This window comes from Streptomyces sp. NPDC001544 (assembly GCF_042894285.1).
GTDB lineage: Bacteria > Actinomycetota > Actinomycetes > Streptomycetales > Streptomycetaceae > Streptomyces.
In genome coordinates this window covers 1-25,869 of sequence record NZ_JBIAVN010000029.1, presented here as the reverse complement: position 1 = coordinate 25,869, position 25,869 = coordinate 1, and the positions used below count along the sequence as shown (strand labels likewise).

General features: G+C 72.7%; 25 protein-coding genes. 11 read left to right on the top strand and 14 right to left on the bottom strand.

Annotated elements, in window-relative coordinates:
- The first annotated feature begins 23 nt into the window (after window positions 1–23).
- A complete protein-coding gene (locus tag ACFY0F_RS38140; protein ID WP_388805452.1) occupies window positions 24–692 on the top strand; it encodes a pyridoxal 5'-phosphate synthase in 669 nt (222 codons plus the stop codon).
- A gap of 16 nt (window positions 693–708) precedes the next feature.
- Here ACFY0F_RS38140 and ACFY0F_RS38135 read toward each other — a convergent pair whose 3' ends face one another.
- Genes ACFY0F_RS38135 through ACFY0F_RS38120 form a run of 4 tightly spaced genes read right to left on the bottom strand, consistent with a single transcriptional unit; the run spans window position 709 to window position 3,094 of the window.
- Window positions 709–1,575 carry a GNAT family N-acetyltransferase gene (locus tag ACFY0F_RS38135; protein ID WP_388805449.1) on the bottom strand — a complete coding sequence of 289 codons (867 nt, stop codon included), beginning with the start codon at window positions 1,573–1,575 and terminating at the stop codon, window positions 709–711.
- 40 nt (window positions 1,576–1,615) lie between these two features.
- A complete protein-coding gene (locus ACFY0F_RS38130; RefSeq protein WP_388805446.1) occupies window positions 1,616–2,218 on the bottom strand; it encodes a GNAT family N-acetyltransferase in 603 nt (200 codons plus the stop codon).
- 27 nt (window positions 2,219–2,245) lie between these two features.
- Entirely contained in the window at window positions 2,246–2,644 is a 399-nt protein-coding gene (locus tag ACFY0F_RS38125; protein WP_388805443.1) for a Zn-ribbon domain-containing OB-fold protein, read from the bottom strand.
- Entirely contained in the window at window positions 2,645–3,094 is a 450-nt protein-coding gene (locus tag ACFY0F_RS38120) for a DoxX family protein (protein WP_388805440.1), read from the bottom strand.
- Window positions 3,095–3,377: 283 nt separating this feature from the next.
- On the opposite strand from ACFY0F_RS38120, the gene ACFY0F_RS38115 reads away from it, so the two are divergent.
- From ACFY0F_RS38115 to ACFY0F_RS38095, 5 genes are all read left to right on the top strand, one after another.
- Complete coding sequence (locus tag ACFY0F_RS38115) at window positions 3,378–4,565, top strand: flavin-containing monooxygenase (protein WP_388805437.1); 1,188 nt, start codon at window positions 3,378–3,380, stop codon at window positions 4,563–4,565.
- 481 nt (window positions 4,566–5,046) lie between these two features.
- Window positions 5,047–5,595, top strand: coding sequence for a hypothetical protein (locus ACFY0F_RS38110; RefSeq protein ID WP_388805434.1), 549 nt, complete (start codon window positions 5,047–5,049; stop codon window positions 5,593–5,595).
- A 191-nt stretch (window positions 5,596–5,786) separates the two neighbouring features.
- Window positions 5,787–8,015, top strand: coding sequence for an acetate--CoA ligase family protein (locus tag ACFY0F_RS38105; protein ID WP_388805431.1), 2,229 nt, complete (start codon window positions 5,787–5,789; stop codon window positions 8,013–8,015).
- On the top strand, window positions 8,015–8,809 hold the full coding sequence (locus ACFY0F_RS38100; protein ID WP_388805428.1) for an enoyl-CoA hydratase/isomerase family protein: 795 nt from the start codon (window positions 8,015–8,017) through the stop codon (window positions 8,807–8,809). Before ACFY0F_RS38105 ends, ACFY0F_RS38100 begins: the two co-directional genes overlap by 1 nt.
- A 41-nt stretch (window positions 8,810–8,850) precedes the next feature.
- A complete protein-coding gene (locus tag ACFY0F_RS38095; RefSeq protein WP_388805551.1) occupies window positions 8,851–9,447 on the top strand; it encodes a flavin reductase family protein in 597 nt (198 codons plus the stop codon).
- A gap of 112 nt (window positions 9,448–9,559) precedes the next feature.
- Here the strand turns inward: ACFY0F_RS38095 and ACFY0F_RS38090 are convergent, their stop codons facing one another.
- A complete protein-coding gene (locus ACFY0F_RS38090; RefSeq protein ID WP_388805425.1) occupies window positions 9,560–10,897 on the bottom strand; it encodes an MFS transporter in 1,338 nt (445 codons plus the stop codon).
- A gap of 71 nt (window positions 10,898–10,968) precedes the next feature.
- Here ACFY0F_RS38090 and ACFY0F_RS38085 point away from each other — a divergent pair, with 71 nt between their 5' ends.
- On the top strand, window positions 10,969–11,964 hold the full coding sequence (locus ACFY0F_RS38085; RefSeq protein ID WP_388805422.1) for a GlxA family transcriptional regulator: 996 nt from the start codon (window positions 10,969–10,971) through the stop codon (window positions 11,962–11,964).
- Here ACFY0F_RS38085 and ACFY0F_RS38080 read toward each other — a convergent pair.
- The 3 genes from ACFY0F_RS38080 to ACFY0F_RS38070 form a co-directional block, all read right to left on the bottom strand.
- The gene (locus ACFY0F_RS38080; RefSeq protein ID WP_388805419.1) at window positions 11,954–13,003 is read right to left on the bottom strand and encodes a Zn-dependent alcohol dehydrogenase; all 1,050 of its coding nucleotides are present in this window, start codon (window positions 13,001–13,003) and stop codon (window positions 11,954–11,956) included. The genes ACFY0F_RS38085 and ACFY0F_RS38080 overlap by 11 nt on opposite strands.
- 13 nt (window positions 13,004–13,016) lie before the next feature.
- A complete protein-coding gene (locus ACFY0F_RS38075) occupies window positions 13,017–14,159 on the bottom strand; it encodes an acyl-CoA dehydrogenase family protein (protein ID WP_388805416.1) in 1,143 nt (380 codons plus the stop codon).
- Window positions 14,160–14,288: 129 nt separating this feature from the next.
- On the bottom strand, window positions 14,289–15,203 hold the full coding sequence (locus ACFY0F_RS38070) for an SDR family oxidoreductase (protein WP_388805413.1): 915 nt from the start codon (window positions 15,201–15,203) through the stop codon (window positions 14,289–14,291).
- An 86-nt stretch (window positions 15,204–15,289) separates the two neighbouring features.
- Here ACFY0F_RS38070 and ACFY0F_RS38065 point away from each other — a divergent pair, with 86 nt between their 5' ends.
- A complete protein-coding gene (locus ACFY0F_RS38065; protein ID WP_388805410.1) occupies window positions 15,290–16,225 on the top strand; it encodes a cyclase family protein in 936 nt (311 codons plus the stop codon).
- A 292-nt stretch (window positions 16,226–16,517) separates the two neighbouring features.
- On the opposite strand, the gene ACFY0F_RS38060 is transcribed toward ACFY0F_RS38065, so the two are convergent.
- The 4 genes from ACFY0F_RS38060 to ACFY0F_RS38045 all read right to left on the bottom strand — a co-directional run bounded on the left by ACFY0F_RS38060 (window position 16,518) and on the right by ACFY0F_RS38045 (window position 20,703).
- On the bottom strand, window positions 16,518–16,982 hold the full coding sequence (locus tag ACFY0F_RS38060; protein ID WP_388805407.1) for an ATP-binding protein: 465 nt from the start codon (window positions 16,980–16,982) through the stop codon (window positions 16,518–16,520).
- Between the two features lie 508 nt (window positions 16,983–17,490).
- Window positions 17,491–18,363, bottom strand: a complete 873-nt coding sequence (locus ACFY0F_RS38055) for an acyl-CoA dehydrogenase family protein (RefSeq protein WP_388805404.1) — start codon at window positions 18,361–18,363, stop codon at window positions 17,491–17,493.
- A 5-nt stretch (window positions 18,364–18,368) separates the two neighbouring features.
- The gene (locus tag ACFY0F_RS38050; protein ID WP_388805401.1) at window positions 18,369–19,502 is read right to left on the bottom strand and encodes an acyl-CoA dehydrogenase; all 1,134 of its coding nucleotides are present in this window, start codon (window positions 19,500–19,502) and stop codon (window positions 18,369–18,371) included.
- 7 nt (window positions 19,503–19,509) lie between these two features.
- Complete coding sequence (locus ACFY0F_RS38045; RefSeq protein ID WP_388805398.1) at window positions 19,510–20,703, bottom strand: amidohydrolase family protein; 1,194 nt, start codon at window positions 20,701–20,703, stop codon at window positions 19,510–19,512.
- Between the two features lie 154 nt (window positions 20,704–20,857).
- On the opposite strand from ACFY0F_RS38045, the gene ACFY0F_RS38040 reads away from it, so the two are divergent.
- Complete coding sequence (locus ACFY0F_RS38040; RefSeq protein ID WP_388805395.1) at window positions 20,858–22,378, top strand: class I adenylate-forming enzyme family protein; 1,521 nt, start codon at window positions 20,858–20,860, stop codon at window positions 22,376–22,378.
- Here ACFY0F_RS38040 and ACFY0F_RS38035 read toward each other — a convergent pair.
- Together ACFY0F_RS38035 and ACFY0F_RS38030 are read right to left on the bottom strand one after the other, a co-directional pair.
- Complete coding sequence (locus tag ACFY0F_RS38035) at window positions 22,357–22,869, bottom strand: EF-hand domain-containing protein (protein ID WP_388805392.1); 513 nt, start codon at window positions 22,867–22,869, stop codon at window positions 22,357–22,359. The two genes, ACFY0F_RS38040 and ACFY0F_RS38035, sit on opposite strands and share 22 nt — an antisense overlap.
- Before the next feature lie 177 nt (window positions 22,870–23,046).
- Window positions 23,047–23,421 carry an STAS domain-containing protein gene (locus tag ACFY0F_RS38030; RefSeq protein WP_388805389.1) on the bottom strand — a complete coding sequence of 125 codons (375 nt, stop codon included), beginning with the start codon at window positions 23,419–23,421 and terminating at the stop codon, window positions 23,047–23,049.
- 358 nt (window positions 23,422–23,779) lie between these two features.
- Between ACFY0F_RS38030 and ACFY0F_RS38025 the strand changes: the two genes are divergently transcribed.
- Complete coding sequence (locus ACFY0F_RS38025; protein WP_388805386.1) at window positions 23,780–24,373, top strand: RNA polymerase sigma factor; 594 nt, start codon at window positions 23,780–23,782, stop codon at window positions 24,371–24,373.
- On the top strand, window positions 24,355–25,653 hold the full coding sequence (locus ACFY0F_RS38020) for a maleylpyruvate isomerase N-terminal domain-containing protein (protein WP_388805549.1): 1,299 nt from the start codon (window positions 24,355–24,357) through the stop codon (window positions 25,651–25,653). Before ACFY0F_RS38025 ends, ACFY0F_RS38020 begins: the two co-directional genes overlap by 19 nt.
- Window positions 25,654–25,869 lie beyond the last annotated feature (216 nt).

Sequence of the window (25,869 nt, the reverse complement as noted above, 5' to 3'; positions counted from 1 at the left end):
AGCGGACCGGCGATACTCGCCCCATGGCACCAACCGATCTCCACGAGCTCCTGAGGTCGCTGCGGGTCTGGGCCCCCGGGGTCACGGAACTGCCGGCCTTCGACCCGACGACCGCGCCCCCGACCCCGCTCCCCCTGTTCACCGCCTGGTTCGCCGAGGCGGTGGCCGCCGGGCAGGTCGAGCCGCACACGATGTCGCTGGCGACGGCGGACGAGGACGGGCACCCGGACGTGCGGATCGTGATGCTGCACGGCGCCGACGCCGACGGCTGGTCCTTCGGGTCCCACTCCATCAGCCGCAAGGGCCGGCAGCTCGCCGGCCGCCCGCACGCGGCCCTCGCCTTCTACTGGCCGGTGCTCGGCCGCCAGGTCAGGGTCCGGGGGACGGTGACGGCGGCGCCGTCGCGGGAGAGCCAGGCCGATCTGCACGCCCGCTCCACGGGTGCGCTCGCGGCGGCGCTGACCGGCCGGCAGAGCGAGGTCCTGGAGTCGGTGGAGGAGCTGCGGCGCGCTTCGCAGGAGGCCTGGGAGCAGGCGCGGGCGGATCCGGCCAGCCCCTCCCCGACGTGGACGCTGTACCGGGTGCGGCCGGAGGAGGTGGAGTTCTTCCAGGGGGATTCCGAGCGGCGGCACGTACGGCTCGCCTACCGGCGCACCGGGTTCGGCTGGGAGCGGACGCTGCTGTGGCCGTGACCACGGGGCCCTGCCGCTATGCCCCTGGCCCTGACTCGTACCCGTACACCGCGAAGTCGGCCACCGGCCGGTAGCCGATCCGCCGGTACAGCCCGTTGCTGGTCGGATTGGCGAGGTCGGTGAAGAGCAGCACCTCGGCCCCCACCCCGAGCGCGGCCCGGCTCACGTCGGCGGTCACGGCCCCGGCGTAACCGCGTCCGCGCAGGTGGGCGGGGGTGTAGACCGGAGCGACGCGGATCTGCCCGGCGACCTCGGGGGTCACCCCGGCCATGGCGACGGACTTGCCGTCGGGGCTCTCCCAGAGCGTGATGCCGCCGTGGGCGATACGGGCGTCGGCCCAGGCGCCGGCGTCCTGGCGCCCGCCCTGCCCGACGGCCTCGGCGAACTCCCCGTACCAGCGGATCAGCAGCTCCCGGTCCGACGGCCCGGCCACCCGCGCCCGGCCGTCGGGCACGGGCTCCGGTACGGTCAGGTCGCCGAGGCGGTAGAGCCGCTGGCGCTGCAGCAGCTCACCGCGCTTCCCGGTGCGCCGCTGCCACGCCGCCGTGAACGCCTCGGCCGTCTCCCGCTCGGCGGAGACACCGGTGAGGTCGTGGCCCAGGAGCCGGGCGGCGAGGGCGTCGGCCTCCTCCTCGGTCACCGGCGTGATGTGCAGCGGGTGCGGGGGCGTCCGGAACAGCACCGCGCGTACGGCGCCGTCGGGATCCGTCAGCCACCCGAACCAGGGCGCCTCCTCCCCGTAGACGTGGAGCCCGCGTCTGCGCAGCGCATCGGTGACCGTCAGGGCCACCGTGTGCAGTGCGGGGCGCGAGCGCAGGAAGTCACCGGCGCGGGTGAGGAAGCCGTCGAGGTCTTCGGTGAGGTGCCAGTCGTCGGGACGCATGCCTCATGATCGCGCCCGACGTCCTTGCCTCGCCTGCCGATTACTTCACCGTCGGCTCCGGGTCCGTCGCGATCCGCGCATGCAGGTGCACGTCCCGGAACGCGTCCCGCCGTCCGGCCTCGAACATCGCCCCGCGCAGCGTCCCCTCGTAGGGGAAGCCGCACTTCTCCGCGATCCGGCACGACGCGTCGTGCCCCAGGGCGTGCCCCAGTTCCAGCCGGTGCAGGCCGAGTTCGTCGAACGCCCAGCGGGTGGCGAGGGCGAGTGCCCGGGCGGCGACTCCCTGGCCGCGGGCCTCCGGGAGGACCCAGTAGCCGACGCGGGCGAGGCGGAAGACCTGGTCGATGGCGTTGACGCCGACGTGGCCGAGCGTCGTACCGGTGGCCGCGTCGGTGACACGGAAGGGCGCACAGCCGCCGTTCGCGGCGTCGGCCGCCTGGGCGCGCAGGGAGTCCCGGGCGCTGTCGAAGTCCGTGACCGGCTTCAGCGGTGTGTTCCAGCGCCGGAAGTCGGGATCCTCCCGGATCCGCAGCCAGTCCGCCACGTCGGCGTCTCGGTCGGGGTTCCAGCGGAGCAGGCGCAGTCCGTGGCCGTGCGGTTCGGCAGCGGCAGGGACGGTGGGTTGATCGCTCAGACGGTCCATGGCGACCATTCAACCGCCTGGTCCGGCTCACGCCGCGGCCGGCCGGAACACCGGCACCCCCTCCCGGAACACCACCTCGAGCGCCATCCCGGCCCGCAGCTCCCCCGCCGCGCACTGCACCACCTCGGTCATCATCCGGGGGCCCTCGGCGAGTTCGACGACCGCGGCGACGTAGGGCGTGCGCCCGCCGAACGGCGGCAGGTCGTTGCGGTGGACGACGGACCAGGTGTAGAGGGTGGCGCGTCCGGTGGCCCGGTCCCAGGTGACGTCGTCGCTCCAGCAGTGGGGGCAGAACTCCCGGGGGTAGTGGTGCGCCCGGCCGCAGGCTCGGCAGCGGCGCAGGAGCAGCCGGCCCTCGGCCGCCGCGTCCCAGTAGGTCCGGGTGAAGGCGTCGGGCTCGGGGACGTCGTACCGTACCGCCGCCATTCAGAACCACCCCAGGGCGTGGTCGACGGACCACACCTGCCAGGACATCCCGAACAGCGCGACCAGTGAGATCAGCGCCATCATCGAGTTCTGCCCCTGCTCGGCCCAGTCGTGGATCATGAGGGTGAGGTAGAGCAGGTTCAGGAGCAGGCCGCCGACGAGGGCGACCGGGGTGAGGAACCCGGCCACCAGGCCCAGGCCGAGGGCCAGTTCCGCGTACACCACGACGTACGCCATCGCCTTGGGCCGCGGCTCGACCACGGTCCGGAAGCCGGAACGGACCGCGGTCCAGCGGTGTTTCGAGGCGACGTCCGCCGCCCAGGCGATGCCGGTGCCGCGCTCGAACCAGGCCTTCTTGTCCTTGTGCCGCCAGCTCTCCAGCCACCACAGGCCGAGCCCGACACGGAGCACGGCCAGCCACTCCGCGCCGCTGAGCCAGATCGCGTCCATGACATCTGACGGTACGTCAGATCCGGCGGAATGCCGAGAGTCGGGTGAGGAAAACCTGTGCGAGCCCCCCGAACCGCCCCCGCCCCCCTGAACGGCGGCTTCCGTTTCCCGTCTGCCGTCGGACGCCGCCCTCTGCGACGCCGGGCTCCCGCGCACCGGGACCCGGCGTCGCGGCCGTTTCCGCACCGGTCCCACCCACGCCCCGCACAGCCGTGATAAATCCGCAACCAATTCCGGTCTTGACCGAGACCCATCAACCCCGTGCATGATTACGCTCGCGCTCATGGCCGAATCCCCCCTGTCCGCGCCCCCCACCGACCGCCCCGTCTACGTCATCGGCGCGGGCCCCGGCGGGCTGGCCGCCGCGTACGCGCTGCGCGCCCGGGGGATCCGCGCGGTCGTCCTGGAGAAGTCCGACCGGGTCGGGGCGTCCTGGCGGCGCCACTACGACCGGCTGCACCTGCACACCACCCGCCGCCTCTCGGCCCTGCCGGGGCTGCCGATGCCCCGCCGGTTCGGGCGGTGGGTGTCCCGGGACAACGTGGTGCGCTACCTGGAGAAGTACGCCGAGCACCACGGGCTGGAGATCGTCACCGGGGTCGAGGTCTCCCGGATCGAGCGGCTGCCCGACGGCACGGGCTGGCTGCTGCACGCCTCCGGCGGTCGGGAGCTGACCGGCGGCGCGGTGGTCGTGGCCACCGGGTACAACCACACCCCGCGCGTGCCCGACTGGCCGGGCCTGGAGGGCTACGGCGGCGAGCTCCGGCACGCGGGCGAGTACCGCAACGCCGAGCCGTACGCCGGGCGGGACGTGCTGGTCGTCGGGGTCGGCAACACCGGCGCCGAGATCGCCGTGGACCTGGTGGAGGGCGGCGCCTCCCGGGTGCGGCTGTCGGTGCGGACCACGCCGCACATCGTGCGCCGGTCGACCGCCGGCTGGGCCGCGCAGTACTCGGCCGTGCTGGTACGCCGGCTGCCCGTCGCCCTCGTCGACCGGCTGGCCGGGCCGATGGCGCGGCTGAGCGTGCCGGACCTGTCCGCCCACGGGCTGCCCCGCCCGGAGACCGGCCTGTACAGCAGGGTCAAGGAGGGGTCGATCCCCGTGCAGGACGTCGGCCTGATCGACGCCGTGCGCAAGGGGAAGGTGGAGGTCGTGGCCGCCGTCGAGGGGTTCGAGGACGGCAAGATCGTCCTCGCGGACGGCACCCGCGTCTCCCCCGACGCGGTGATCGCCGCGACCGGATACGTCCGCGCCCTGGAAGGCCTGGTCGGCCACCTCGACGTGCTCGACGACCGTGGTAAGCCGGTGGTGCACGGCGCCCGCTCCCCGAAGAACGCCCCGGGGCTCTACTTCACCGGGTTCAGCAACCCGATCAGCGGCATGTTCCGTGAGATGGCCATCGACGCCGGGAAGATCGCGAAGGCGGTGGAACGGCAGGGTGCCGGCCGGCTGTCGGTGCTGCCGGGCTGAGGGACACGGCTCCCGGCCGGGGCACCGCGCGACCGGGCACGAACCGGCGGAACCGATGGGCGGGCGGCCGATGCCCGGCAGCAGCCCTTGCCGGAGAGCGGCGGCGGATGTCCCACAAAAGACGGGCGGACGCACCACGCGGGTGCGCGGGTGCGCCGGTCCGGTTTCCGCGCCCGTACGGACGGTTCCGTTTCCGCGGCAGGCGCATGGCGAGCTCGTTCGCGCGCGGGTTCCGCTTGCCTTCCGGTCGGCACCGCTCCCCGGCATGTCCGCATCAAAATGCCTTGCGGCCGCCGGTGCCCCTGTGCCTAAAGTGACGTCCTGCTCCCGGTCAGTTGGGGAACCGCGCGCCCGTATCGTCCGGGCGGGACGGGAGCGGACGACCACGACCACGACCAGCTCAGCGCAACGGGGACCCCACGCACGCGTTCCGTCACAGGTCGGTCTCCTTTGCGCCTTCATCACTGGGGGAAACACCGTCATGCGCAAGTGGCTGCCTGCTCTTGCCCTGTCCACCGCTCTCGCCTCTTCGGTCTTCGCGGCTCCGCAAGCCCTGGCCCAGGAGTCGAAGCCGGCTGCCGCGAAGGTGTCGAGCGCCGATGTCGCGCCGACGGCCAACGCGCAGACACGTGCGCTCGCGGCGGCGCATCCCGATGCGGTACACGCCGCCGCCGTGCTGTGCGGTAGTGGGTACAAGTTGCAGTTCGCGGAACCCCTCCCGGACGCCAGTCGGCTCGGAACCCTGTTCACGTACACCAAGTACGGAGTAGGGGGGAAGGACGGCGCCTGCGCCCTCTTCGACAACAACACCGGGGTCAGGAAGCACATGAAGCTGAAGGTGTGCCCCAACCTCACGGGGGCCACGTGCAGCGTCGATGAAGGCACGTTCTTGGACTACGCGGGGCCGGTCAGGTACGAGACCCGCTCTTCCGACATGGTCGACCCGGCCTGCTCGACGGTGAACGCCCTGATGTGGTCGAACGGTGTCGCGATCATCGACCGGCAGACACACATCGGCGCCTGCGACTGACCGCCGCCCGTCGCCCCCCTTCTCCCCGGTACACACGCCTGATGGAGGGGGGCGCCTCGTGGGTGCACTGTCGGTACGGGCCGCACCGTAGCCATCTTTGCGTGTACGACCATTCCTGACGACGCGTCAGTTCAGTAATCTGACAGAGCGTCAGTTGAATGGCTGCCACACACAGGAGGCGGGGCGGACCGATGCTTGGATCAACCCACGGCACCCTCACCACCGACTCCCGCCGGGCCCGGGTCATCGCCTGCGGCGAGCCCCGACCCGGGCCCGCCGTGCACGGCCGGGCGGCCGACGTGGACGAGCTGGACGTCAGCGGCCGGCCACTGCACCGGGACGTCCCCGATCTCGACCGGTTCTTCCGCCCCGAGTCCGTCGCCGTGGTCGGCGCCTCGGACACGGAGGGGAGGCCGAACACCGGCATCACCAGGCAGCTGCTCTCCTGGGCGGAGCGGGTGGGGGCGCGGGTGCACCCGGTGCACCCCAGCCGGCCGTCCGTCTTCGGCATCCCCTGCGTCCCCTCCGTCGCCGACCTGCCCGGACAGGTGGACCTCGCCGTGCTGCTGGTCGCCGACCCGCTGCCGGTGATCGAGGAACTCGCCGGGACCAAGGTGAAGTTCGCCGTCGCCTTCGCCTCCGGGTTCGCGGAGACCGGTGAGGAGGGCGTCCGCGCCCAGGCCCGGCTCGCGGCGGCCGTCCGGCGCTCCGGCCTCAGACTGCTCGGGCCGAACACGAACCTCAACGCCTTCGAGCGGTTCCGGGACGACCTCGACGGTCCGGCCATCGCCCTGATCACCCAGTCCGGGCACCAGGGCCGGCCCGTCTTCGCCCTGCAGGAGCTCGGCATCCGGCTGTCCCACTGGGCGCCCACCGGCAACGAGGCCGACCTGGAGAGCGCCGACTTCATCTCCTACTTCGCCGAACGGCCGGAAGTCGGCGCCATCGCCTGCTATGTGGAGGGCCTCAAGGACGGCCGCGCGTTCCTGCTCGCCGCGGACCGGGCCGCCCGCCGCAAGGTCCCCGTCGTCGCCGTGAAGGTGGGGCGCACCGAGGCCGGCGCGCGTACCGCCGCCTCCCACACCGGGAAGCTGACGGGTGCCGACGACGTGGTGGACGCGGCGATGCGGCAGTACGGGGTCATCCGCGTCGACGGGCTGGACGAACTCCAGGACACCGCCGCCCTGCTGGCCCGCGCCCGCGCCCCGCGCGCCCACGGGGTCGTCGTCTACTCGATCTCCGGCGGCACGGGCGCGCACGTCGCCGACCTGGCGGCCGGGGCTGGACTGCACCTGCCGGTGCTGTCCGAGGGCAGGCAGGCCGAGCTGCACCAGTGGATACCGGAGTACCTGAGCGTGGCCAACCCGGTGGACAACGGCGGGCACCCGGTCGGCGACGAACGCGGACGGAAGATCATCGACGCGATCCTCGACGACCCCGAGGTGGGAGTGTTGATCTGCCCGGTCACCGGGCCCTTCCCGCCGCTCAGCGACAAGCTCGTGCGGGACCTGGTCGACGCGGCGGAGCACACGGACAAACTGGTGTGCGTGGTGTGGGGCTCCCCGGTCGGCACCGAGAGCGCGTACCGGGACGTGCTGCTCGGGTCCTCCCGGGTGGCCACCTTCCGTACCGTCGGCAACTGCCTCACCGCGGTCCGCGCCTACCTCGACCACCACCGCTTCGTACACGCCTACCGCTCCCCCTTCGACGAGGCACCCCGCACCCCCTCCCCCTCCTTCCGCAAGGCGCGCATGCTGATGCGGCCCGGCGAGCAGCTCAGCGAGCACGCGGCCAAGCAGCTCCTGCGCGCCTACGGCATCCGGGTGCCGCGCGAGCAACTGGTGACCAGCGCGGCGGCGGCCGTGCGGGCGGCGGGCCAGGTCGGCTACCCGGTGGTGATGAAGGCGTCCGGGGCGCAGATCGCCCACAAGACGGAGCTGGGCCTCGTGAAGATCGGCCTGACCTCGGCCAGCCAGGTCCGGGACGCCTACCGCGAGCTGAACGACATCGCCCGCTACGAGGGCGTCGCGCTGGACGGGGTGCTGGTCTGCCAGATGGTCGAGCGGGGCGTGGAGATGGTCGTCGGCGTCACCCACGACGAGCTGTTCGGGCCGACCGTGACCGTGGGGCTCGGCGGGGTGCTGGTGGAGGTGCTGCGCGACGCGGCCGTACGGGTGCCGCCGTTCGGTGAGGACCAGGCCCGGGACATGCTCGCCGAGCTGCGCGGGCGGGCCCTGCTGGACGGGGTCCGGGGCCGGCCGGCGGCCGATCTGGACGCGCTCGTGGAGGTCGTGCTGCGGGTGCAGCGGATGGCGCTGGAGCTCGGGGACGAGCTGGCGGAGCTGGACATCAACCCGCTGATGGTGCTGCCCAGGGGGCAGGGCGCGGTGGCGCTGGACGCGCTGGCGGTGTGCCGCTGATGGAGCCGGAGACGTGGGTGCTGCACGAGGTGGCCGGTCAGGTCTCGTCGATCACGCTCAACCGGCCCGAGGCCCTCAACGCCCTCACACCCGGCCAGCGGGAACGGGTCATCGGGCTGCTGGCGGACGCCTCGGCCGACCCCGAGGTACGGGTTGTGGTCATCACCGGGACCGGGCGCGGTTTCTGCGCGGGCGCCGATCTGCGGGGCGGTGCGGGGGCGGGTGAGCGGGTCGCCGGTGACGTGGCGCGGATGCTCCGCCTCGGCGCACAGCGGCTGGCCGCCGCCGTCCTCGACTGCGAGAAACCGGTGATCGCCGCCGTGAACGGCACGGCGGCCGGGCTCGGCGCCCATCTCGCCCTCGCCTGCGATCTGGTGCTGGCCGCGGAGTCGGCCCGGTTCATCGAGGTGTTCGCGCGGCGCGGGCTCGTACCCGACGGCGGCGGCGCCTATCTCCTGCCCCGGCTGGTCGGCCCGCAGCGGGCCAAGGAGCTGATGTTCTTCGGGGACGCGCTGTCCGCCGCCGACGCCGAGCGGCTGGGGCTGGTCAACCGGGTCGTGGCGGACGGTGAGTTGGAGAAGACGGCCCGCGCGTGGGCGGAGCGGCTGGCCGCCGGCCCCACCCGCGCCCTCGCCCTGACCAAGCAGCTCGTCAACGCCTCCCTCGACACCGACCGGGCCGCCGCCTTCGCCGCCGAGGCGGCCGCGCAGGAGATCAACATGACGACGCGGGACGCGCGGGAGGGGCTCGCCGCGTTCGTGGAGCGCAGAAACCCCGAGTACAAGGGCCGCTAGCCCTTCCCATCTGACGAACCGTCACCTTCAATGGGAACGTGATGGGACACGCAGGGGCGGCCGCCGCCGCCGTCCGATACCTCAGGCCGGCCGGGCCTCCGGCCCCCGTTCCGGCGCTGCCGCGCCCGGATCTGCGCTGCGTCGGAGCGGACGAACGCGCCCCCGTCGACCAGGCCGACTTCCGGCGCGTCCTCGGGACCTTCGCGACGGGCGTCACCGTGATCACCGCACCACCGACCGACGGCGACCGCTCCCCCGCCGGCTTCGCCTGCCAGTCCTTCACCTCCCTCTCCCTCGACCCGCCCCTGGTCGCCTTCATGGTCGGCCGTACGTCGACGACCTGGCCGCGCATCGCCCGCGCGGGCACCTTCTGCGTCAACGTCCTCGCCGCCGGGCAGGGCGACCTGTGCCGGGGCTTCGCGATGAGCGGCGCGGACAAGTTCGCGGGCGTCGAGCACGACCCGGCCCCGGTCTCCGGCTCCCCGCGCCTGGCGGGCACCCTCGCGTGGATCGACTGCACGATCCACGCGGTGCACACCGGCGGCGACCACCTGATCGTGGTGGGCCGGGTCGACGCCCTGGGAACGGGGGACGGGGAGACGGCGCCGCTGCTGTTCCACCGGGGGCGGTTCCGCTAGGCGGCGGGCCGAGGCGGTGCGAGGCGGGGTGTTGATGGTCGGTCTCGACGCGTTGTACGGACGGGCGATGCCCACTCGGGTCCCTGGTCCAGGGCCTGTTCGGCGGATCGGGTCACGCCGAAGTCAGTCCCGCCTGGCCCACGGCCACGGGCTCCCCGGTCCGGACCGCCGGTCGGCGTCGGATCACCAGGGCCATCAGGGCCGCCGCCGCGCACAGGGCGCCGGAGGCGTACCAGATCATGTCGTAGGAGCCGAAGACGTCGCGGGCGACGCCGCCGAGGTAGGCGACGAGGGCGGCGCCGACCTGGTGGGAGGCGAGGACCCAGCCGAAGACGATGGCGCTGTCGTCGCCGTACTGTTCGCGGCACAGGGCGAGGGTGGGCGGGACGGTGGCGACCCAGTCGAGGCCGTAGAAGACGATGAAGAAGATCATCGGCGGGTGGACCGTCGGGGCCAGCAGCATCGGCAGGAACAGCAGGGAGACGCCCCGCAGCGCGTAGTACACGGCGAGCAGACGGCGTGGTTCGAAGCGGTCGGTGAACCAGCCGGAGGCGATCGTGCCGACCACGTCGAACACGCCGATGACCGCGAGCAGCGAGGCCGCCGCCGTGATCGGCATGCCGTGGTCGTGGGCGGCGGGCACGAAGTGGGTCTGGATCAGGCCGTTGGTGGAGGCGCCGCAGATCGCGAAGGTGCCGGCGAGCAGCCAGAACGGGCCCGTGCGGACGGCGGAGGAGAGGACCGTGAGGGTGCGGCGGGCGGCGCCGGCGACCGGGGCCGGCTTGGGGACGAACTCCTTCGCACCGTACGGCTTCTCGCCCACGTCGGCCGGGTGGTCGCGCAGCAGCAGCCAGACGAACGGCACGACGGTGAGGGCGGCGAGCGCGACCGTGACGGCGGCCGGGCGCCAGTGGTGGGTCTCGACGATCCAGGACAGCAACGGCAGGAAGATGAGCTGACCGGAGGCGGAGGCGGCGGTCAGGATGCCGCTGACCAGGCCGCGGCGCTCGGTGAACCAGCGGTTGGTGACGGTCGCGGCGAAGGCCAGCGCCATGGAGCCGGAGCCGAGCCCGACCAGCAGGCCCCAGCACAGCAGCAGTTGCCAGGCCGCGGTCATCCACACGGTCAGGCCCGAGCCGAGCGCGATCACGGTCAGCGCGACGGCCACCACCCGGCGGATGCCGAAGCGGTCCATCAGCGCGGCGGCGAACGGCGCGGTGAGCCCGTACAGCGCCAGGTTGATGGAGACGGCCGCGCCGATGGTGCCGCGCGACCAGCCGAACTCCTCGTTGAGGGGGTCGATGAGCAGTCCGGGCAGCGAGCGGAAGGCCGCCGCGCCGATGATCGTCACGAACGTGACGGCGGCGACGAACCATGCCCGGTGGATCTTGTACCGGTTGACGTACGGGGATTCCTCTGCGGTGGCCACGGCCTCGGTTGTCTGGGTCACGACATAGAGCATCCGCCGGGAACCCGCACCCATCGAGTGGCCCGAAGGACAGCATTCACTAGAATCGGGCCATGGAAACGGCCGCCGACTTCCGCCCGCACCGCGTCGTCGTCCTCGCGCTGGACGGTCTGCTGCCCTTCGAACTGGGCATCCCGCACCGCATCTTCGGCCGCCCCAAGGACGCCGCGGGACGGCACCTGTACGAGGTCCTGACCTGCTCGGTCCGGCCGCCCGGCCCGGTCGAGACCGACGCCGACTTCGCCATCCACGTGGCGCACGGACCCGAGGCGCTCGCCACCGCCGACACGGTGATCGTCCCGGCCTCGTACGAACTGGGCCCGGTCTTCGAGGAGGGCGTGCTGACCGGGGAACTGGCCGCCGCGCTCGCCCTCGTCCGCCCCGGCACACGGATGGCCTCCATCTGCACCGGCGTCTACGTCCTGGCCGCCGCGGGCCTCCTCGACGGCCGCCCGGCCACCACCCACTGGGCCGACGCCGACCGCTTCCAGCGCCTCTTCCCGCGGATCAAGGTCGACCCGGACGTGCTGTTCATCGACGACGGCGACCTCCTCACCTCCGCGGGTGTCGCCGCCGGCATCGACCTGTGCCTGCACATGGTGCGCCGGGACCACGGCACGGCCGTCGCCAACGACGTGGCCCGGCGGACGGTCGTCCCCCCGCACCGCGACGGCGGGCAGGCGCAGTACATCGAGCGGCCGGTGCCCGACCCGCAGCAGGCCACCACGACCGGCGCCCGCGCCTGGGCGCTCGGCCGGCTCCACGAGCCGATCCAGCTCCGGGACATGGCCGCGCAGGAGTCCATGTCGGTACGGACCTTCACCCGCCGCTTCCGCGAGGAGGTCGGCATCAGCCCGGGCCAGTGGCTGACCCAGCAGCGCGTGGAGCGGGCGCGGCACCTGCTGGAGTCCACGGACCTGTCCGTCGACCAGGTGGCCCGGGACGCCGGGTTCGGCACGGCCCAGTCGATGCGGCAGCACCTCCAGGCGGCGCTGGGGGTGACACCGACGGCGTACCGGCGGACGTTCCAGACCGCGGTCAGAACGTGAGCACGGCCCGCGCCACCCGGCCTCCGCGCGCGTCGTCGCACGCCTTCTCGAAGTCCTCCACCGGGTAGGTCGCGGTCACCAGTTCGTCGAGGAGAAGGCGGCCCTCGCGGTACAGATCGGCGTAGAGGGCGATGTCGTGCTGGGGGCGCGAGGAGCCGTAGCGGCAGCCCAGGATCGCCTTGTCCAGGTACATCGAGGAGACCAGGAAGGACGCCTCCGCACCGGCCGGAGGAACGCCCAGCAGGATCGCCTGGCCCTCCCGGTCGAGGAGGTCGATGGCCCGGCGGATCAGTTCGATGCGGCCGACGCACTCGAAGGTGTGGTCGGCGCCGGTGGGCAGCAGGTCCCGCACCCCGTCCGTCGAGGTCAGGAAGTCGGTCGCGCCGAACCGCCGGGCGACCGCCTCCTTCTCCGGGTTGGCGTCGACCGCCACGATCCGCAGGGCGCCCGCGAGCCGCGCGCCCTGCAGCACGTTCAGGCCGATCCCACCGGTGCCGATCACCACGACGGTGTCACCGTGTTCCACCCGGGCCCGGTTGAGCACCGCCCCCACCCCGGTCAGCACCGCGCAGCCGATGAGCGCGGCGGACGGCAGCGGGATGTCCTCGGGGATCCGGACCGCCTGCACGGCCTTCACGACCGTGCGTTCGGCGAAGGCGGAGTTGGCGGCGAACTGGTACAGCGCGTCGGGGCCCCGGAGGAACGGCCGCCCCGGCCGGCCGATCGCCTGCCGGCACATCGTCGGCCGGCCCTGGTCGCACGCCGCGCAGGTGCCGCAGTTGGCCAGCGTGGACAGCGCCACGTGGTCGCCGGGCGAGACGTGCGTGACGCCCTCGCCGACCGCCTCCACGATCCCCGCCCCCTCGTGCCCCATGACCAGGGGGACGGGAAAGGGGATGGTCCCGTCCAGCACCGACAGGTCGCTGTGGCACAGCCCCGCCGCCGAAACGGCCACCTGCACCTCGCCGGGCCCCGGGTCGCGTACGGTCAGATCGTCCACGACCTGTGCCTGTATGCCGTCGTACACCACACCGCGCATGCCTCGTGCCCCCTCAGCCCTTCGGTTCCCTCGGCAGACCGAGCACCCGCTCGGCGATGATCGTGCGCTGCACCTGGTCCGAGCCGCCGTAGATGGTGTCGGCCCGGGAGAACAGGAACAGGTGCTGGAACGCGTCCAGTTCGTACGGCGCCGACGGCGACCAGTCGGCCGGGCCCGCGCTCGCCGCCGCCCCGCGCACCGCCATCGCCAGCTCCCCGAGCCGCTGGTGCCAGCCCGCCCACAGCAGCTTGGCCGCGCTGGGGGCACCGGGACCGCCAAAACCGCCCAGCGTGCGCAGGGCGTTCCAGCGCATCACCCGCAACTCGGCCCACTGCCGGACCAGCCGGTCGCGCAGGACGGGATCGTCGGCGGCACCGGTGTCCAGGGCCGCCCGCACCACCCGCCCCAACTCCTCGGCGAACCCGATCTGCTGGGCGAGCGTCGACACCCCCCGCTCGAAACCGAGCAGGCTCATCGCCACCCGCCAGCCGTTGCCCTCGCCTCCCACGACGTGCTCGACGCGTGCGCGCGCACCGTCGAAGAAGACCTCGTTGAAGTCGCTCGTGCCGGTGAGCTGCCGGATCGGGCGGACCTCGATCCGGCCCGGCTGGTCCATGGGCACGAGCAGGAAGCTCAAGCCCTGGTGGCGGCGGGAGGCGGGGTCGGTGCGGGCGAGCACGAAGCACCAGTCGGCCTCGTGCGCGAGGGAGGTCCAGATCTTCTGCCCGGTGATCCGGTAGTGCGCCCCCTCCTGCACCGCCGAGGTCCGCACCCCGGCCAGATCCGACCCGGCACCCGGCTCGCTGTACCCCTGGCACCACAGCTCCTCGCCGGCCGCGACGGGCGGCAGGAAACGTGCTTTCTGCTCGTCGCTGCCGTGCGCGATCAGCGTGGGCGCGAGCAGGTTCTCCCCGATGTGCCCGGACCGCGCAGGCGCCGCCGACCGCGCGTACTCCTCCGCCCAGGCGACCTGCTGGGTGAGCGTCGCGGTCCGGTTGCCGTACCCCGACTCCGGCCAGCCGATCCCTATCCACCCGGCCGAGCCGAGGGTACGTTCCCAGGCCCGGCGGTCGTGGGTGGCCCCGGCGTGCGTCGTGAGCCATTCCCTTGCCTCGCCGCGGAACGCCTCGTCCTCGGCGGTGAATCCAAAGTCCACGGGGGGCCTCCTCCAAGTGCCGGTCAGGTACAGCTAGGCAGGGGCGCGGGGCCGTATCAATGTGCGGCTCCGCCGCGTGGGCGCGACAAGCCACGACAAACCCGCAGCCGCCACACGACCGCACCCGAGCTACTGGGCGTTAGGCCGAGCCCCCTCCCGAGCCGCCCGTTCCATCGCCTCCAGCTGGGCCAGCATCGGCATGGGATCGACCCCGACCGAACCGGGCAGAAAGTCGGCAATCGCCTCCGGCGTCCAACGCCCCTCCGCATAAGCCGAGCGCAGCTCCCGCGGCTGGGCCCACACCGCCAGCTTCGGCCCCGCGATCGTGTACACCTGCCCGGTGATCCGCTGCTCCCGCGCCCGGTCCGACAGCAGGTAGACGACCAGCGCCGCCACGTCCTCCGGCTCCCCGATCTCCTTCAGCTCCGTCGGCACACCCGCGGACATCCGGGTACGCGCGACCGGCGCCACCGCGTTCGCGGTCACCCCGTACTTGTGCAGCCCGAGGGCCGCGCTGCGCACGAGCGAGATGATGCCGCCCTTGGCCGCGCTGTAGTTGGCCTGCGAGACGGAGCCCTGGTGGTTGCCGCTGGTGAAGCCGATGAGCGTGCCGGACTTCTGCTTCCGCATGACCGCGGAGGCCGCCCGGAAGACGGTGAAGGTGCCCTTGAGATGGGTGGCGACGACCGGGTCCCACTCCTCCTCGGTCATGTTGAACAGCATCCGCTCGCGCAGGATCCCGGCGACGCAGACCACCCCGTCGAGGCGCCCGTACGCCGACAGGGCGGTGTCCACGACCCGCTGCCCGCCCGCCATGGTGGAGATGTCGTCGGCGACCGCGACGGCCCCGCCGCCGGCCGCCTCGATCTCCTTGACCACGGCGTCGGCGACCTCGCTGGTGGGTGAGGTGCCGTCGGTGGAGACGCCGTAGTCGTTGACGACGACCTTCGCGCCCTCGGCCGCCGCCGCGAGCGCGACCGCCCGGCCGATGCCCCGGCCGGCACCGGTGACGGCGACGGCCTTGCCTGCCAAGAAGTTCCCCACGCCCGGCCCCTTCCCGGAGTTTCTGACGGACCGTTAGATTTTATGGCGCGCCGGACGCGCGGAGACAAGCCCCGGGGAGGACCGAGATGTCACTGGCCGCACTCCATCCCGAGTTCCACGACATCGCCAAGCGGGTGAACAACTGGGGGCGCTGGGGGACCGACGACGAGATCGGCACCCTGAACCTGATCACCGACGAGGTGGTGCGCGAGGCGGCGGCCACCGTCCGCTCCGGGCGCCGGGTCCCCCTGGCACTGCCGCTGAAGGAGGACGGCGTGCAGACCGGGATGATCCCGGGCCGGGTGAATCCGCTGCACGCGATGGTGCAGATCAACCAGGAGCTGTTCGGCCCGGGGACGGTGGCCTGCAGCGACGACGCCGTGACGATGGGGCTGCAGGCGGGGACGCACTGGGACGCGCTGACCCATGTGTCGCACTCGGGGAGGCTCTACAACGGCCGCCCCGCGGGCACGGTCACCGCGCACGGCGGCGCCGAGTTCAGCGGTATCGACAAGGCGCGGCACATCGTCTCGCGGGGTGTGCTGCTGGACGTGGCGGGAGCGCGGGGCGTGGACCGGCTGGAGGGCGGGCACGCGGTCACGCCGGAGGACCTGGAGGCGGCCGAGGCGTTCGCCGGGGTCCGGGTGCGCGCGGGCGACATCGTGCTCGTACGGACCGGTCAGGTGCAGGTGTACCTGGCGGGCGACAAGCACGGGTACGGCTATCCGTCGCCGGGGCTGTCGGTGCGCACGCCGGAGTGGTTCCACGCGCGCGATGTCGCCGCGGTCGCCAACGACACCCTCACCTTTGAGATATTTCCGCCGGAGATAGCCGATCTGTGGCTGCCCGTGCACGCCCTCGATCTGGTGGAGATGGGGATGCTGCAGGGCCAGAACTGGAATCTCGAAGAGTTGTCCACAGCCTGTGGAGAAGAGGGCCGGTACACGTTCCTGCTGTCGGCGATGCCCGAGCCGTTCGTCGGCGCGACCGGCACCCCCGTGGCTCCGGTCGCCGTTCTCTGAGCCGGGCGGGGAATCCGGCCGGCGGCGCACCGGCATCCCTCTTGAGCGAGGTCCCGCACGCCGCCACCCGGCTCCGACCCACACTCGCCGAGGGCCCGCCCCCCGGGCCCTCGCCGTCCCCTCGCGGCGAATCGATGAGCACAAGCGTGATCACGGGGTCACGTGCCGTCAACACCCGAACGGGGATTTGTCACCTACGTCCCGTTCACGATGGACGCGCACGGATGCACACCCGGCGCACCACCCGAGGCAGGCGAGGCCCCGACGGACGCGCCTGCACCCGTGCGCCGGGCTACACCGCCTCGAACGCGAACCCTTCGACGGTGGCGGGCCCGCCCCGGTACGCCACCGCCGCGCCCTCCGCGGGCCGCCCGCAGCGGTCGAGCTCGCACCAGATGCGCTTGCCCGCACCTTCCGCGGCCCAGCCCCAGCGGTCGGCGAGGCCGTCGACGAGGGCGAGGCCCCGGCCGCCGGTGGCGTCGTCGTCCGCGCACCGGGGCACCGGGGCACGGGCGCTGGAGTCGGCCACCTCCAGGCGCACGGTGGCCTGCTGCGCCTCCGCGCCGGGCAGCGAGAGCCGCAGCACGGCCGGTGTCCCGGTGTGCACCACGGCGTTGGTGACCAGCTCGGAGACGAGCAGCACCAGGGTCTCGGCGAGCGACTCGTCGTCCGCCATACCGGCTCTGGCGAGCCGCGAGCGCGCCCACCTCCTGGCCCGCCCCACCTCCGCGGGGTCGGGTCGGATCTCCAGCTGCACTTGAAGCACCTGCACCGCTCACACCATCCGAACCGGCGGACACATGGCCCGACGCCACACGAACGCCGCGACAGATGTCGCGGCGAGCAGCACGACGGGGGCCACGATCGTAGCCATTTTCTGCATGGCCAGAACAACGGCCAGAGCAGGGGTCACGGAACGTGATTCCCTTGGAAGACAGCATGGTTGACGTACAGTCACCTCAACAAGCGCTTCGGGCATATTCCAGCGCGAAGGAGTACGTGTACGGCATACTGTGCGACGGTCATCCCGGAGACTCGAACAAGCCGGTTGCGAGGCCGCCTTGCGGGCCTCGCCGGCACGGTTCGAGCTCTCGACCACTCGCATCTCACCCAAGGTACCGGAGTGCTCACCGACTCCGAGGGGTGACGAGTCACGGATGGGACACACCCCGCCACCAACGCTCCGTGATCACACTCCGCCACGATCCGCGACATCTCCCGGCCGGCGGCACGCCGCCTCCCAGTACAGGCGCCGTACGGACGCTTCAGACGAGGAGATCGGCGGCGAGCAACTCCTCACTCTCCGTAGCGCCACCGCCACGTTGTGCTCGTACCCACGTTCGCTTCAGATGGAGGTGGACCTCTGATTCCCAGGTGAAGCCCATGCCGCCGTGCACCTGGAGGCAGTCGCGGGCGCCGCGCACGGCCGCCTCGTCGGCGAGCAGCCGGGCCGCCGCGATGTCCACGGGGTCGGCGGTCACCGCCGCCGCGTAGACGGCGGCCCGGGCGGTCTCGGCCCGGACCAGCATCTGGGCGCACAGGTGTTTGACCGCCTGGAAGGCTCCGACGGGCTGCCCGAACTGCTCTCGCGCCCGGGCGTGTTGCACCGCCAGCTCGCACACGCGCGCGGCCGTGCCCAGTTGTTCGGCGGCCGTGAGGAGTACGGCGACGGGATCCGCCGTACGGGCCCCGGGGCCCCCGGGGACGCGGTGCAGGGGCGTCAGCGGGTCCACGGACCGCAGGGGGACGGCCCCGGAGGCGTCCCCGAGCACGGTGTCGGCCTCGGCCAGCCACTCCACCAGGCCACCGTCCACGGCGGTCACCACCGCCTCCCCCGTGGCCGCCCCCGGTACGGTCCCGGCCGCCAGATGGGTGGCCGCCAGCGGGCCGGGCAGCAGCGCCCGCCCGGCCTCCTCGAAGGCCAGCACCGTCTCGGGCAGGCCCGCTCCGGCCCCGCCGTCCGCCTCCGGCAGCCGCAGCGCGAAGAACCCGGCCTCCCCCAGCTCCCGCCACAGCGCCCGGTCGAGGCCCGGCGCGGTGACCGCCGCCCGCAGGGCCTGGGCGTCGAAACGCCGGGCCAGCAGTTGCCGTACCCCGTCCCGCAGGGCGCGCTGGTCGCCGGTCAGTTGGAACCGCATACGGCTCACCGCCCCTTCGGCAGGCCGAGGATCCGCTCGCCCACGATGGTCCGCTGGATCTGCGAGGTCCCGGCCGCGATGGTGTACGACAGGGAGGACAGCCGGTCCGGCACCCAGGGCCGGTCGAGGTCGAGGCAGTCCGGGCCGAGGACGTCGGCCGCGGTGTCGTACAGCTCCTGACGCGCGTGCGAGTACCTCAGTTTGAAGACCGAACCCCCGGCCCCGGGGACGCCGCCGCTCGACTCCGCCTCGCTGACGTTCCACTGCGTCAGCCGCCACAGCGCGCGGAACTCGGCGTTCAGCCCGCCCAGCCGCCGCCGCAGCGCCGGGTCGTCCCAGCGGCCGTTGCGCCGCGCCTCGCGGGCCAGTGCGCCGAGGACCCGGCGGCAGGCGATGACCTCGCCGACGAACGCCGTGCCGCGCTCGAAGGACAGCGTCACCATGGTGACCCGCCAGCCGTCGTTCTCCGCCCCGACCCGGTTGGCGACCGGCACCCGCACCTCGTCGAGGAACACCTCGGCGAACTCCGCCGACCCCGCGAGCGTCCGCAGCGGCCGTACGGTGACGCCGGGGGCGTCCATGGGCATCGCGAGCCAGGTGATGCCCTTGTGCTTGGGCGCCGCCGGGTCCGTGCGCACCAGCAGCTCGCACCAGTCGGCGACCTCGGCGTGCGAGGTCCAGAGCTTGGATCCGCTCACCACGTAGTCGTCGCCGTCCCGCCACGCGCGCGTGCGCAGCGCCGCCAGGTCGGAGCCGGCGTCCGGCTCGCTGAACCCCTGGCACCACACCTCCTCGCCGCGCAGGATCGGCGGCAGCCAGCGCTCACGCTGTCCGGCCGTCCCCTCGGCGGCGATCGTCGGTCCCGCGTGCAGCAGTCCCACGAAGTTGGCGCCGACGTACGGGGCGCCCGCCTTCTCCGTCTCCTCCAGGAAGATCAGCCGCGTGGTCGGCGAGGCGTCCCAGTGGACGTGGCCGTACCCGGCGTCGTACAGCATCCGCTGCCAGCCGAGGTCGTGGGCGCGGCGGGCCGGCCAGTCGTCCGGGGAGGGCCCCGGCGGGAGCGTGGGCAGCACCTTGCCCAGCCATTCCCGCAGCCGGGCCCGGAACTCCTCCTCCTCGGGCGTGTACGTCAGGTCCATGGGGCGGTCACTTGTCGAGGTCCAGGGAGAGCATGCGGATCGCGTTGCCCCGCATGAGCTTGTAGACCGTCTCGTCGTCGAGGCCCTTCACATGGTCGAGGGCGACCTCCCTGGTGTGCGGGAAGGTCGAGTCGACGTGCGGGTAGTCGGTCTCGAAGGTGGCGTTGTCCCGGCCGACGACGTCCAGCGACGCGACGCCGTGCTTGTCGCGGAAGAAGCAGCAGAAGATCTGCCGGTAGTAGTACGTCGACGGCGGTTCGGGGATCAGGTCGCGGACCCCGCCCCAGGCCCGGTGCTCCTCCCAGACGTCGTCGGCGCGCTCCAGGGCATACGGGATCCAGCCCATCTGGCCCTCGGAGTAGGCGAGTCTGAGCTGCGGGAACTTCACCAGGACGCCGCTGAAGAGGAAGTCCATCATCGAGGCCATCGCGTTGTTGAAGGACAGCGACGCCTGCACGGCCGGGGGCGCGTCCGGGGAGGCGGCGGGCATCTGCGAGCTGCTGCCGATGTGCATGTTGACGACCGTCCCCGTCTCCTGGCAGGCCGCGAAGAACGGGTCCCAGTAGCCGGAGTGGATGGAGGGCAGGCCCAGGTGGGTGGGGATCTCGGAGAAGGTGACCGCCCGGACGCCGCGCTCGGCGTTGCGCCGGATCTCCTCGACGGCGAGCCGCACGTCCCACAGCGGGATCAGGCACAGCGGGATCAGCCGTCCGCCGCTGTCCCCGCACCACTCCTCCACCATCCAGTCGTTGTAGGCGCGCACGCAGGCCAGGGCGACCTCCTTGTCGTGCGCCTCGGCGAAGGTCTGCCCGCAGAACCGCGGGAAGGTCGGGAAGCAGAGGCTGCCCTCGACGTGGTTGAGGTCCATGTCCTCCAGCCGGGCCTTCGGGTCCCAGCAGCCGCGCCGCATCTCCTCGCGGGTGATGCCCTCCAGGGTCATGTCGTCCCGGTCGAAGCCGACGGCGGCGATGTTGCGCTTGTACGGGAACTTCAGGTCCTCGTAGATCCACCAGTCGGTGGGCGGGCCGTCGGGGTCCATCGTGATCTGGTACTTGCCTCCGACGTAGGCGAGTTCGCCGATCCCGGCGGTGAGCGGCTTGGGACCGCGGTCGCGGTACTTCGCCGGCAGCCAGGTCTCGAAGAGGTGCGCGGGCTCGATCACGTGGTCGTCGACGCTGATGATGCGGGGCAGTTCGGTCATGGTCCCCTCCGCCTGGCTGATCGTCCGATGAATCTGATGGTTCGTCAGATCGTCCATCGGTCCAGCAGGCTAGTCCCGCACTTCTGGACCGACAAGGCACACCGCCCTACGCTCTGGCTGGATCTGACAGAGCGTCAGCTGATGGGGGTACACCGTGACCGACACCGCCCACGCCCTCGGCTCCTCCCGCACCCTCTGGGAGCTGGTCGCCCGCCGCGCCGACCTCACCCCCGACCGGCCGGTCCTGCTCCAGGACGACGGGGCGGACCACCGCACCCTGACCTTCGGCGGGCTGCGCGAGGGCGCCGAGCGGGTCGCGGCGGGCCTGTACGGCATGGGCGTACGCCCCGGCACGGTGGTCGCCTGGCAGCTTCCCACCCGGATCGAGACGGCCCTGCTGTCCTTCGCCCTGGCCCGGCTCGGGGCCGTGCAGTCACCGGTCATCCCCTTCTACCGGGACCGTGAGGTCGCCTTCGCGCTGCGGGAGTCCAAGGCGGAGTTCTTCGCGGTACCGGGGACCTGGCGGGGGTACGACCACACCGGGATGGCACGGCGGCTCGGCGCGAGGGGCGTCTTCGAGGCGTACGACGACCTGCCCGAGGGCGATCCGGCGGTGCTCCCCGCCCCGCCCGCCGAGGGCACCTCCGTGCGCTGGATCTACTGGACCTCGGGGACCACCTCCGACCCCAAGGGCGTGCTGCACACCGACCGTTCGCTGATCGCCGGCGGGTCCTGCCTGGCGCACGCGCTGCACCTCACGGCGGACGACGTGGGCTCGATGGCCTTCCCCTACGCGCACATCGCCGGGCCCGACTACACGGTGATGCTGCTGCTGTACGGCTTCCCGGCGGTGATGTTCGAGCAGTTCGCGCTGCCGGACGCGCTGGAGGGCTACCGCAGGCACGGGGTGACGGTGGCCGGCGGTTCGACGGCGTTCTACTCCATGTTCCTGGCCGAGCAGCGCAAGCAGCCGGGGACCAAGGTGATCCCCACGCTACGGCTCCTCGCGGGCGGCGGGGCGCCCAAGCCACCGGACCTCTATCACGCCGTGACCCGGGAGATGGGCGTGCAGCTCACCCACGGGTACGGGATGACCGAGGTGCCGATGATCACGATGGGTTCGCCGAACGACACCGCCGAGAACCTGGCGACGACCGAGGGGCGGCCTCCGGCGGAGATGGAGATACGGATCGCCGACGGGGAGGTGCGGCTGCGCGGGGAGGCCGTCTGCCAGGGCTACCTGGATCCGGCGCAGACCGCGGAGGCCTTCGACGAGGAGGGTTTCCTGCGCACCGGCGACCTCGGGCATCTGACCGAAACCGGTCACCTCGTCCTCACCGGGCGCCGCAAGGACGTGATCATCCGCAAGGGCGAGAACATCTCGGCGAAGGAGATCGAGGACCTGCTGCACCGGCACCCGGCGGTGGGCGACGTGGCCGTGATCGGGCTGCCGGACGCCGAGCGCGGGGAGCGGGTGTGCGCGGTCGTGGAGCGGGAGGCGGGGGCCGGAGAGCTGACGCTGGCCGCCGTCACCTCGTACCTGCGCGCGGAAGGGCTGTCGGTGCACAAACTGCCGGAGCAGCTCGAGGTGGTGGATGCCCTTCCGCGAGGCGACACCCTGCGGAAGGTGCTCAAGTACAAGCTGCGTGAGCGCTATTCGGGGACGGTGAAGTAGCGGGCGAAGGCCGGGACGATCTCCGCCTCGCCCACCTTGCCGTCGCCGTCGGTGTCGAGTCCGCCGGCCACCGCCTGGGCGACGTCCTCCGGGACGCCGAAGGCCCGCAGCACGCGCGCGGTGTCCGTGACGGTGGCCGCGCCGTCCCCGTCGGTGTCCGCCACGTCCAGGGCGGCGTGCAGGAAGGGCCGGGCGATCTCCGCGAACCGCTCCGGGTTGTCGCGCAGCCGCTTGACCGCCCCGGTGACGAACTCCTCACGCGTGATGCGCTGGTCGCCGTCCCGGTCCGCGATCCCGGCCATGCCCTGCCAGAGCGCCTCGGCACCGGCGTACAGGGCCTGCCCCTTGCCGGAGCGGGCCGCCACACCGAACTCGGCGAGCAGCGCCTTGGCCGCGCCGCTGAAGTCCAGCCCGTCGATGTATCCGCTGCCGTCCTGGTCGAAGGTGGCGAACCGGGCGGCGATCCTGCGCTCGTACTCGGTGCTGACCATGTGTTTCGAGCCGCCTTACTCACGTGGGGGTACGTCCGGCAGGGAGCGTACGACGCCGTGGGGGGTCGGAGCACACGAAAGCGAAGCCTGCACCAGGACTGGGGTAATTTCGGGACAACAATGTGGCACAGTCACGATAAGTCGTGGCAACGCCCGGCCCGGCCGTGCGCACCGTGCTCAGGCCGACAGGGGTTCCTCGTCCACCGCCGCCGCGACGTCCGGGTAGACGTCGAACAGGCGTCGTACGCCGAGCGCGCCGAGGACCCGGTTGACGTGGGAGCCGTCGACCGCGCCCTGGGCGGGGAGGATCAGCCGCAGCCGTCCCTGGCAGGAGCGGATCAGACGGCGTGCCGCGATCAGCACGCCGACGCCGCTGGAGTCGCAGAAGAAGACGTCCGAGAGGTCGAGGACGAGGCTGTGATGCCCCTCGGCCACCGCGTCGTGCACGCGCTGGCGCAGCACCGGGGAGGTCATCAGGTCGAGTTCCCCCGACACCCCGAGCACGGACCACTGACCCCGTTCGACGCCGGTCACCTTGAATGCCACGGCCATGCCCTCCGCTCACCGGATCTCCCGGAACCGCCCGGATCCTCCCGGATCTGCCCGGAAACGGAATCAGTTCCTACGCTTCTTTCCGCGCGGCTGCCCAGCGGCCGTTCCCGGAAACCCTTCACGTAAAACGGCAGCCGATCAGCGAAGGGCTTGTTTCGGTCACCTTCGATCCTGTTCGATCGGAGATGGTCGTTTCGTGTTACCCGGTCGAAGTGAAGGAGACACAGCGAAGGCCCCTTACCACTCGCGGGCCGTCGGGGAGCGCACATTGACACAAAGGGGCGTGCGCCGTCCGGCATGCCGACTACATTCGGGAACACCGCGGATCGAGGCTGGACACGGGGAGGGAGGGAGCCGGATGGCCAGGAAGGACGCACCACCCCGCTGGGACCGCAGGATGCAGCAGCGGCTCGCACGCGGAGAGGCGGCCGCGCTCGGCGAGCTCTACGACCGGTTCGCCTCACTCGTGCACAGCCTCGCCCATCGCGTCCTCGGCGACGAACGCGCCGCCGACCGCGTCACCCGCGAGGTCTTCGTCCACGTCTGGGAACACCCCGACGCCTACGACCCCCGGCAGGGCCCCCTGCGCTCCTGGGTCTTCGCGCTGACCCAGCGGCTCGCCGTGCAGCGGCTACGGGCCACCGAGACCGCCGCCCTCACCCAGGGCCGGGACGGCTCCCCCGAGGACCACACCGAGGAACTGGAACGCAAGGTGCGCCGCGCCTCGGTCGCCGCCCGCGCCGACTACATCGTCCACTCCATGCCCGCCCCGCTGCGCGCCGCCCTGGACCTGGCCTACGTCCAGCGCCGCGACTACCGGCAGGCCGCCGCCGACCTCGGCGTCACCGAGGACGAGGCCCGCCGTCGGCTCCGCCTGGGCCTGCAACTGCTCTCCACCGCACACGACACGGCGACGCCCGGGGCACCGCCCGGATACGGGGGCACGGCGTGACGGGCTTCGAGCAGTACGACGGCACCGGCGCCGGCGGCGGGGACGCACCGGGACCGGACCCGGAACCCCCGCCCCGCATACCGCTGCCCCGCGCCCCCGTCGAGGACAGCGGGGTACCGCTGCCCGATCCGCGGGATCTCGTGTCCGCGCCGCCGGACCTGTCGCACGACGTCCTGAAGTCGCTGCTCGGCGCGTGGGCGCTGGCGGCCTGCTCGGCGGGCGAGACAGCGGCCGTCGAGGCGCACCTGGGCGACTGCGGCGCGTGCGCGGAGGAGGCGCTGCGGCTGCGCGAGGCGGTGGGGCTGCTGCACCAGCCCGAGAGCCTGGACCTCGATCCCGGGCTGCGCGCCCGCGTCCTGCGCAGTTGCCTCGACCGGCGCCCGCCGCGCATCCCGGTGCCGGAGTGGGCGGCTCCGTACGACGCCGAGACCGCGCGGCTGGACGCACTGCTGCAGGACTTCGGGGACGCGGAGTGGCATGCGCCGGTACGGCTGCGGTGGTTCGCGGGGGACGAGCCGACCAGCCGCCGGACCACCGTCGCTGGCGTCATCGCGCATCTGCTGACCGTCGACGGGCTGGTGGCGGTGGCGCTGGGCCTGGAGGACCCGCTGACCGACACGGACGCCGGGGCGGAGGCCGGGAAGGCGGCCGGGCCCGCCGCCCGTACGGAGGCCTTCTGGCGGGCCTCGCGGTTCCCGCCCACCCGGGCCGTGCGGGCGCCGTGGCGCGAGCAGAGCCACCACCTGGTGCGGACGGTGTCCTTCACCGGGCCCAACGCCGCCGAACGCGCCGTCCCCTACGGCGACTTCACGCTGCCGCTGGCCGACTCGATGCTGGACCGGGCCTTCGAGTGCTGGGTGCACGCGGAGGACATCGCGGAGGCCGTCGACTACCCGTACCTGCCGCCCGCGCCGGGCCATCTGCACGGCATGATCGACCTGGCGGCCCGTATGCTGCCCCTCGTGCTGGCGGCGCGGCGCAGCTCGGGGCCGGCCTCCCCGGGCCCCGCCCGGCACCTGCGCCCGGCCGGCGCACCGGGCCGCACCCTGCGCCTGGAGATCGAGGGCTCGGGGGGCGGCGAGTGGCTGATCCCGCTGGACTCCCCCACCGCGCCGGCATCGGCCGACCACGAGGTGGCCCACGTCGCGTTGGACGGGGTGGAGTTCTGCCGCCTGGCAGCGGGTCACATCTCCCCGGAAGAGGCAGCCGCGGGTCAGCTGGGCGACCGGGACGCCATCAGGGACGTCCTGTTCGCGGCGGCGTCAATGAGCCGTATGTAGGCCACCGGCGCGACCGGACCACCCTGGGGCGCGGGACTGTGTCCATATGCGGCTGCCGCCGCGCGGGCGCGGCAAGCCACCGACGGCCCGCAGCCGCCCGCGAAACAGAACCGCCCGAGCTGCTAGGGCCTGTCCGGCGGATCAGGTCGCAGGGCACGGGCGGTGCCTCATCGGCGCTGGTGAGCGGGGCGAATGGGGGTGCCCCCGCGCGAGCTC

Coding starts and splice junctions, on each gene's coding strand:
- ACFY0F_RS38140 (WP_388805452.1), top strand. CDS start 24: ATGGCACCAACCGATCTCCACGAGCTCCTGAGGTCGCTGCGGGTCTGG.
- ACFY0F_RS38135 (WP_388805449.1), bottom strand. CDS start 1,575: ATGCGTCCCGACGACTGGCACCTCACCGAAGACCTCGACGGCTTCCTC.
- ACFY0F_RS38130 (WP_388805446.1), bottom strand. CDS start 2,218: ATGGACCGTCTGAGCGATCAACCCACCGTCCCTGCCGCTGCCGAACCG.
- ACFY0F_RS38125 (WP_388805443.1), bottom strand. CDS start 2,644: ATGGCGGCGGTACGGTACGACGTCCCCGAGCCCGACGCCTTCACCCGG.
- ACFY0F_RS38120 (WP_388805440.1), bottom strand. CDS start 3,094: ATGGACGCGATCTGGCTCAGCGGCGCGGAGTGGCTGGCCGTGCTCCGT.
- ACFY0F_RS38115 (WP_388805437.1), top strand. CDS start 3,378: ATGGCCGAATCCCCCCTGTCCGCGCCCCCCACCGACCGCCCCGTCTAC.
- ACFY0F_RS38110 (WP_388805434.1), top strand. CDS start 5,047: ATGCGCAAGTGGCTGCCTGCTCTTGCCCTGTCCACCGCTCTCGCCTCT.
- ACFY0F_RS38105 (WP_388805431.1), top strand. CDS start 5,787: ATGCTTGGATCAACCCACGGCACCCTCACCACCGACTCCCGCCGGGCC.
- ACFY0F_RS38100 (WP_388805428.1), top strand. CDS start 8,015: ATGGAGCCGGAGACGTGGGTGCTGCACGAGGTGGCCGGTCAGGTCTCG.
- ACFY0F_RS38095 (WP_388805551.1), top strand. CDS start 8,851: ATGGGACACGCAGGGGCGGCCGCCGCCGCCGTCCGATACCTCAGGCCG.
- ACFY0F_RS38085 (WP_388805422.1), top strand. CDS start 10,969: ATGGAAACGGCCGCCGACTTCCGCCCGCACCGCGTCGTCGTCCTCGCG.
- ACFY0F_RS38080 (WP_388805419.1), bottom strand. CDS start 13,003: ATGCGCGGTGTGGTGTACGACGGCATACAGGCACAGGTCGTGGACGAT.
- ACFY0F_RS38065 (WP_388805410.1), top strand. CDS start 15,290: ATGTCACTGGCCGCACTCCATCCCGAGTTCCACGACATCGCCAAGCGG.
- ACFY0F_RS38055 (WP_388805404.1), bottom strand. CDS start 18,363: ATGCGGTTCCAACTGACCGGCGACCAGCGCGCCCTGCGGGACGGGGTA.
- ACFY0F_RS38050 (WP_388805401.1), bottom strand. CDS start 19,502: ATGGACCTGACGTACACGCCCGAGGAGGAGGAGTTCCGGGCCCGGCTG.
- ACFY0F_RS38045 (WP_388805398.1), bottom strand. CDS start 20,703: ATGACCGAACTGCCCCGCATCATCAGCGTCGACGACCACGTGATCGAG.
- ACFY0F_RS38035 (WP_388805392.1), bottom strand. CDS start 22,869: ATGGTCAGCACCGAGTACGAGCGCAGGATCGCCGCCCGGTTCGCCACC.
- ACFY0F_RS38030 (WP_388805389.1), bottom strand. CDS start 23,421: ATGGCCGTGGCATTCAAGGTGACCGGCGTCGAACGGGGTCAGTGGTCC.
- ACFY0F_RS38025 (WP_388805386.1), top strand. CDS start 23,780: ATGGCCAGGAAGGACGCACCACCCCGCTGGGACCGCAGGATGCAGCAG.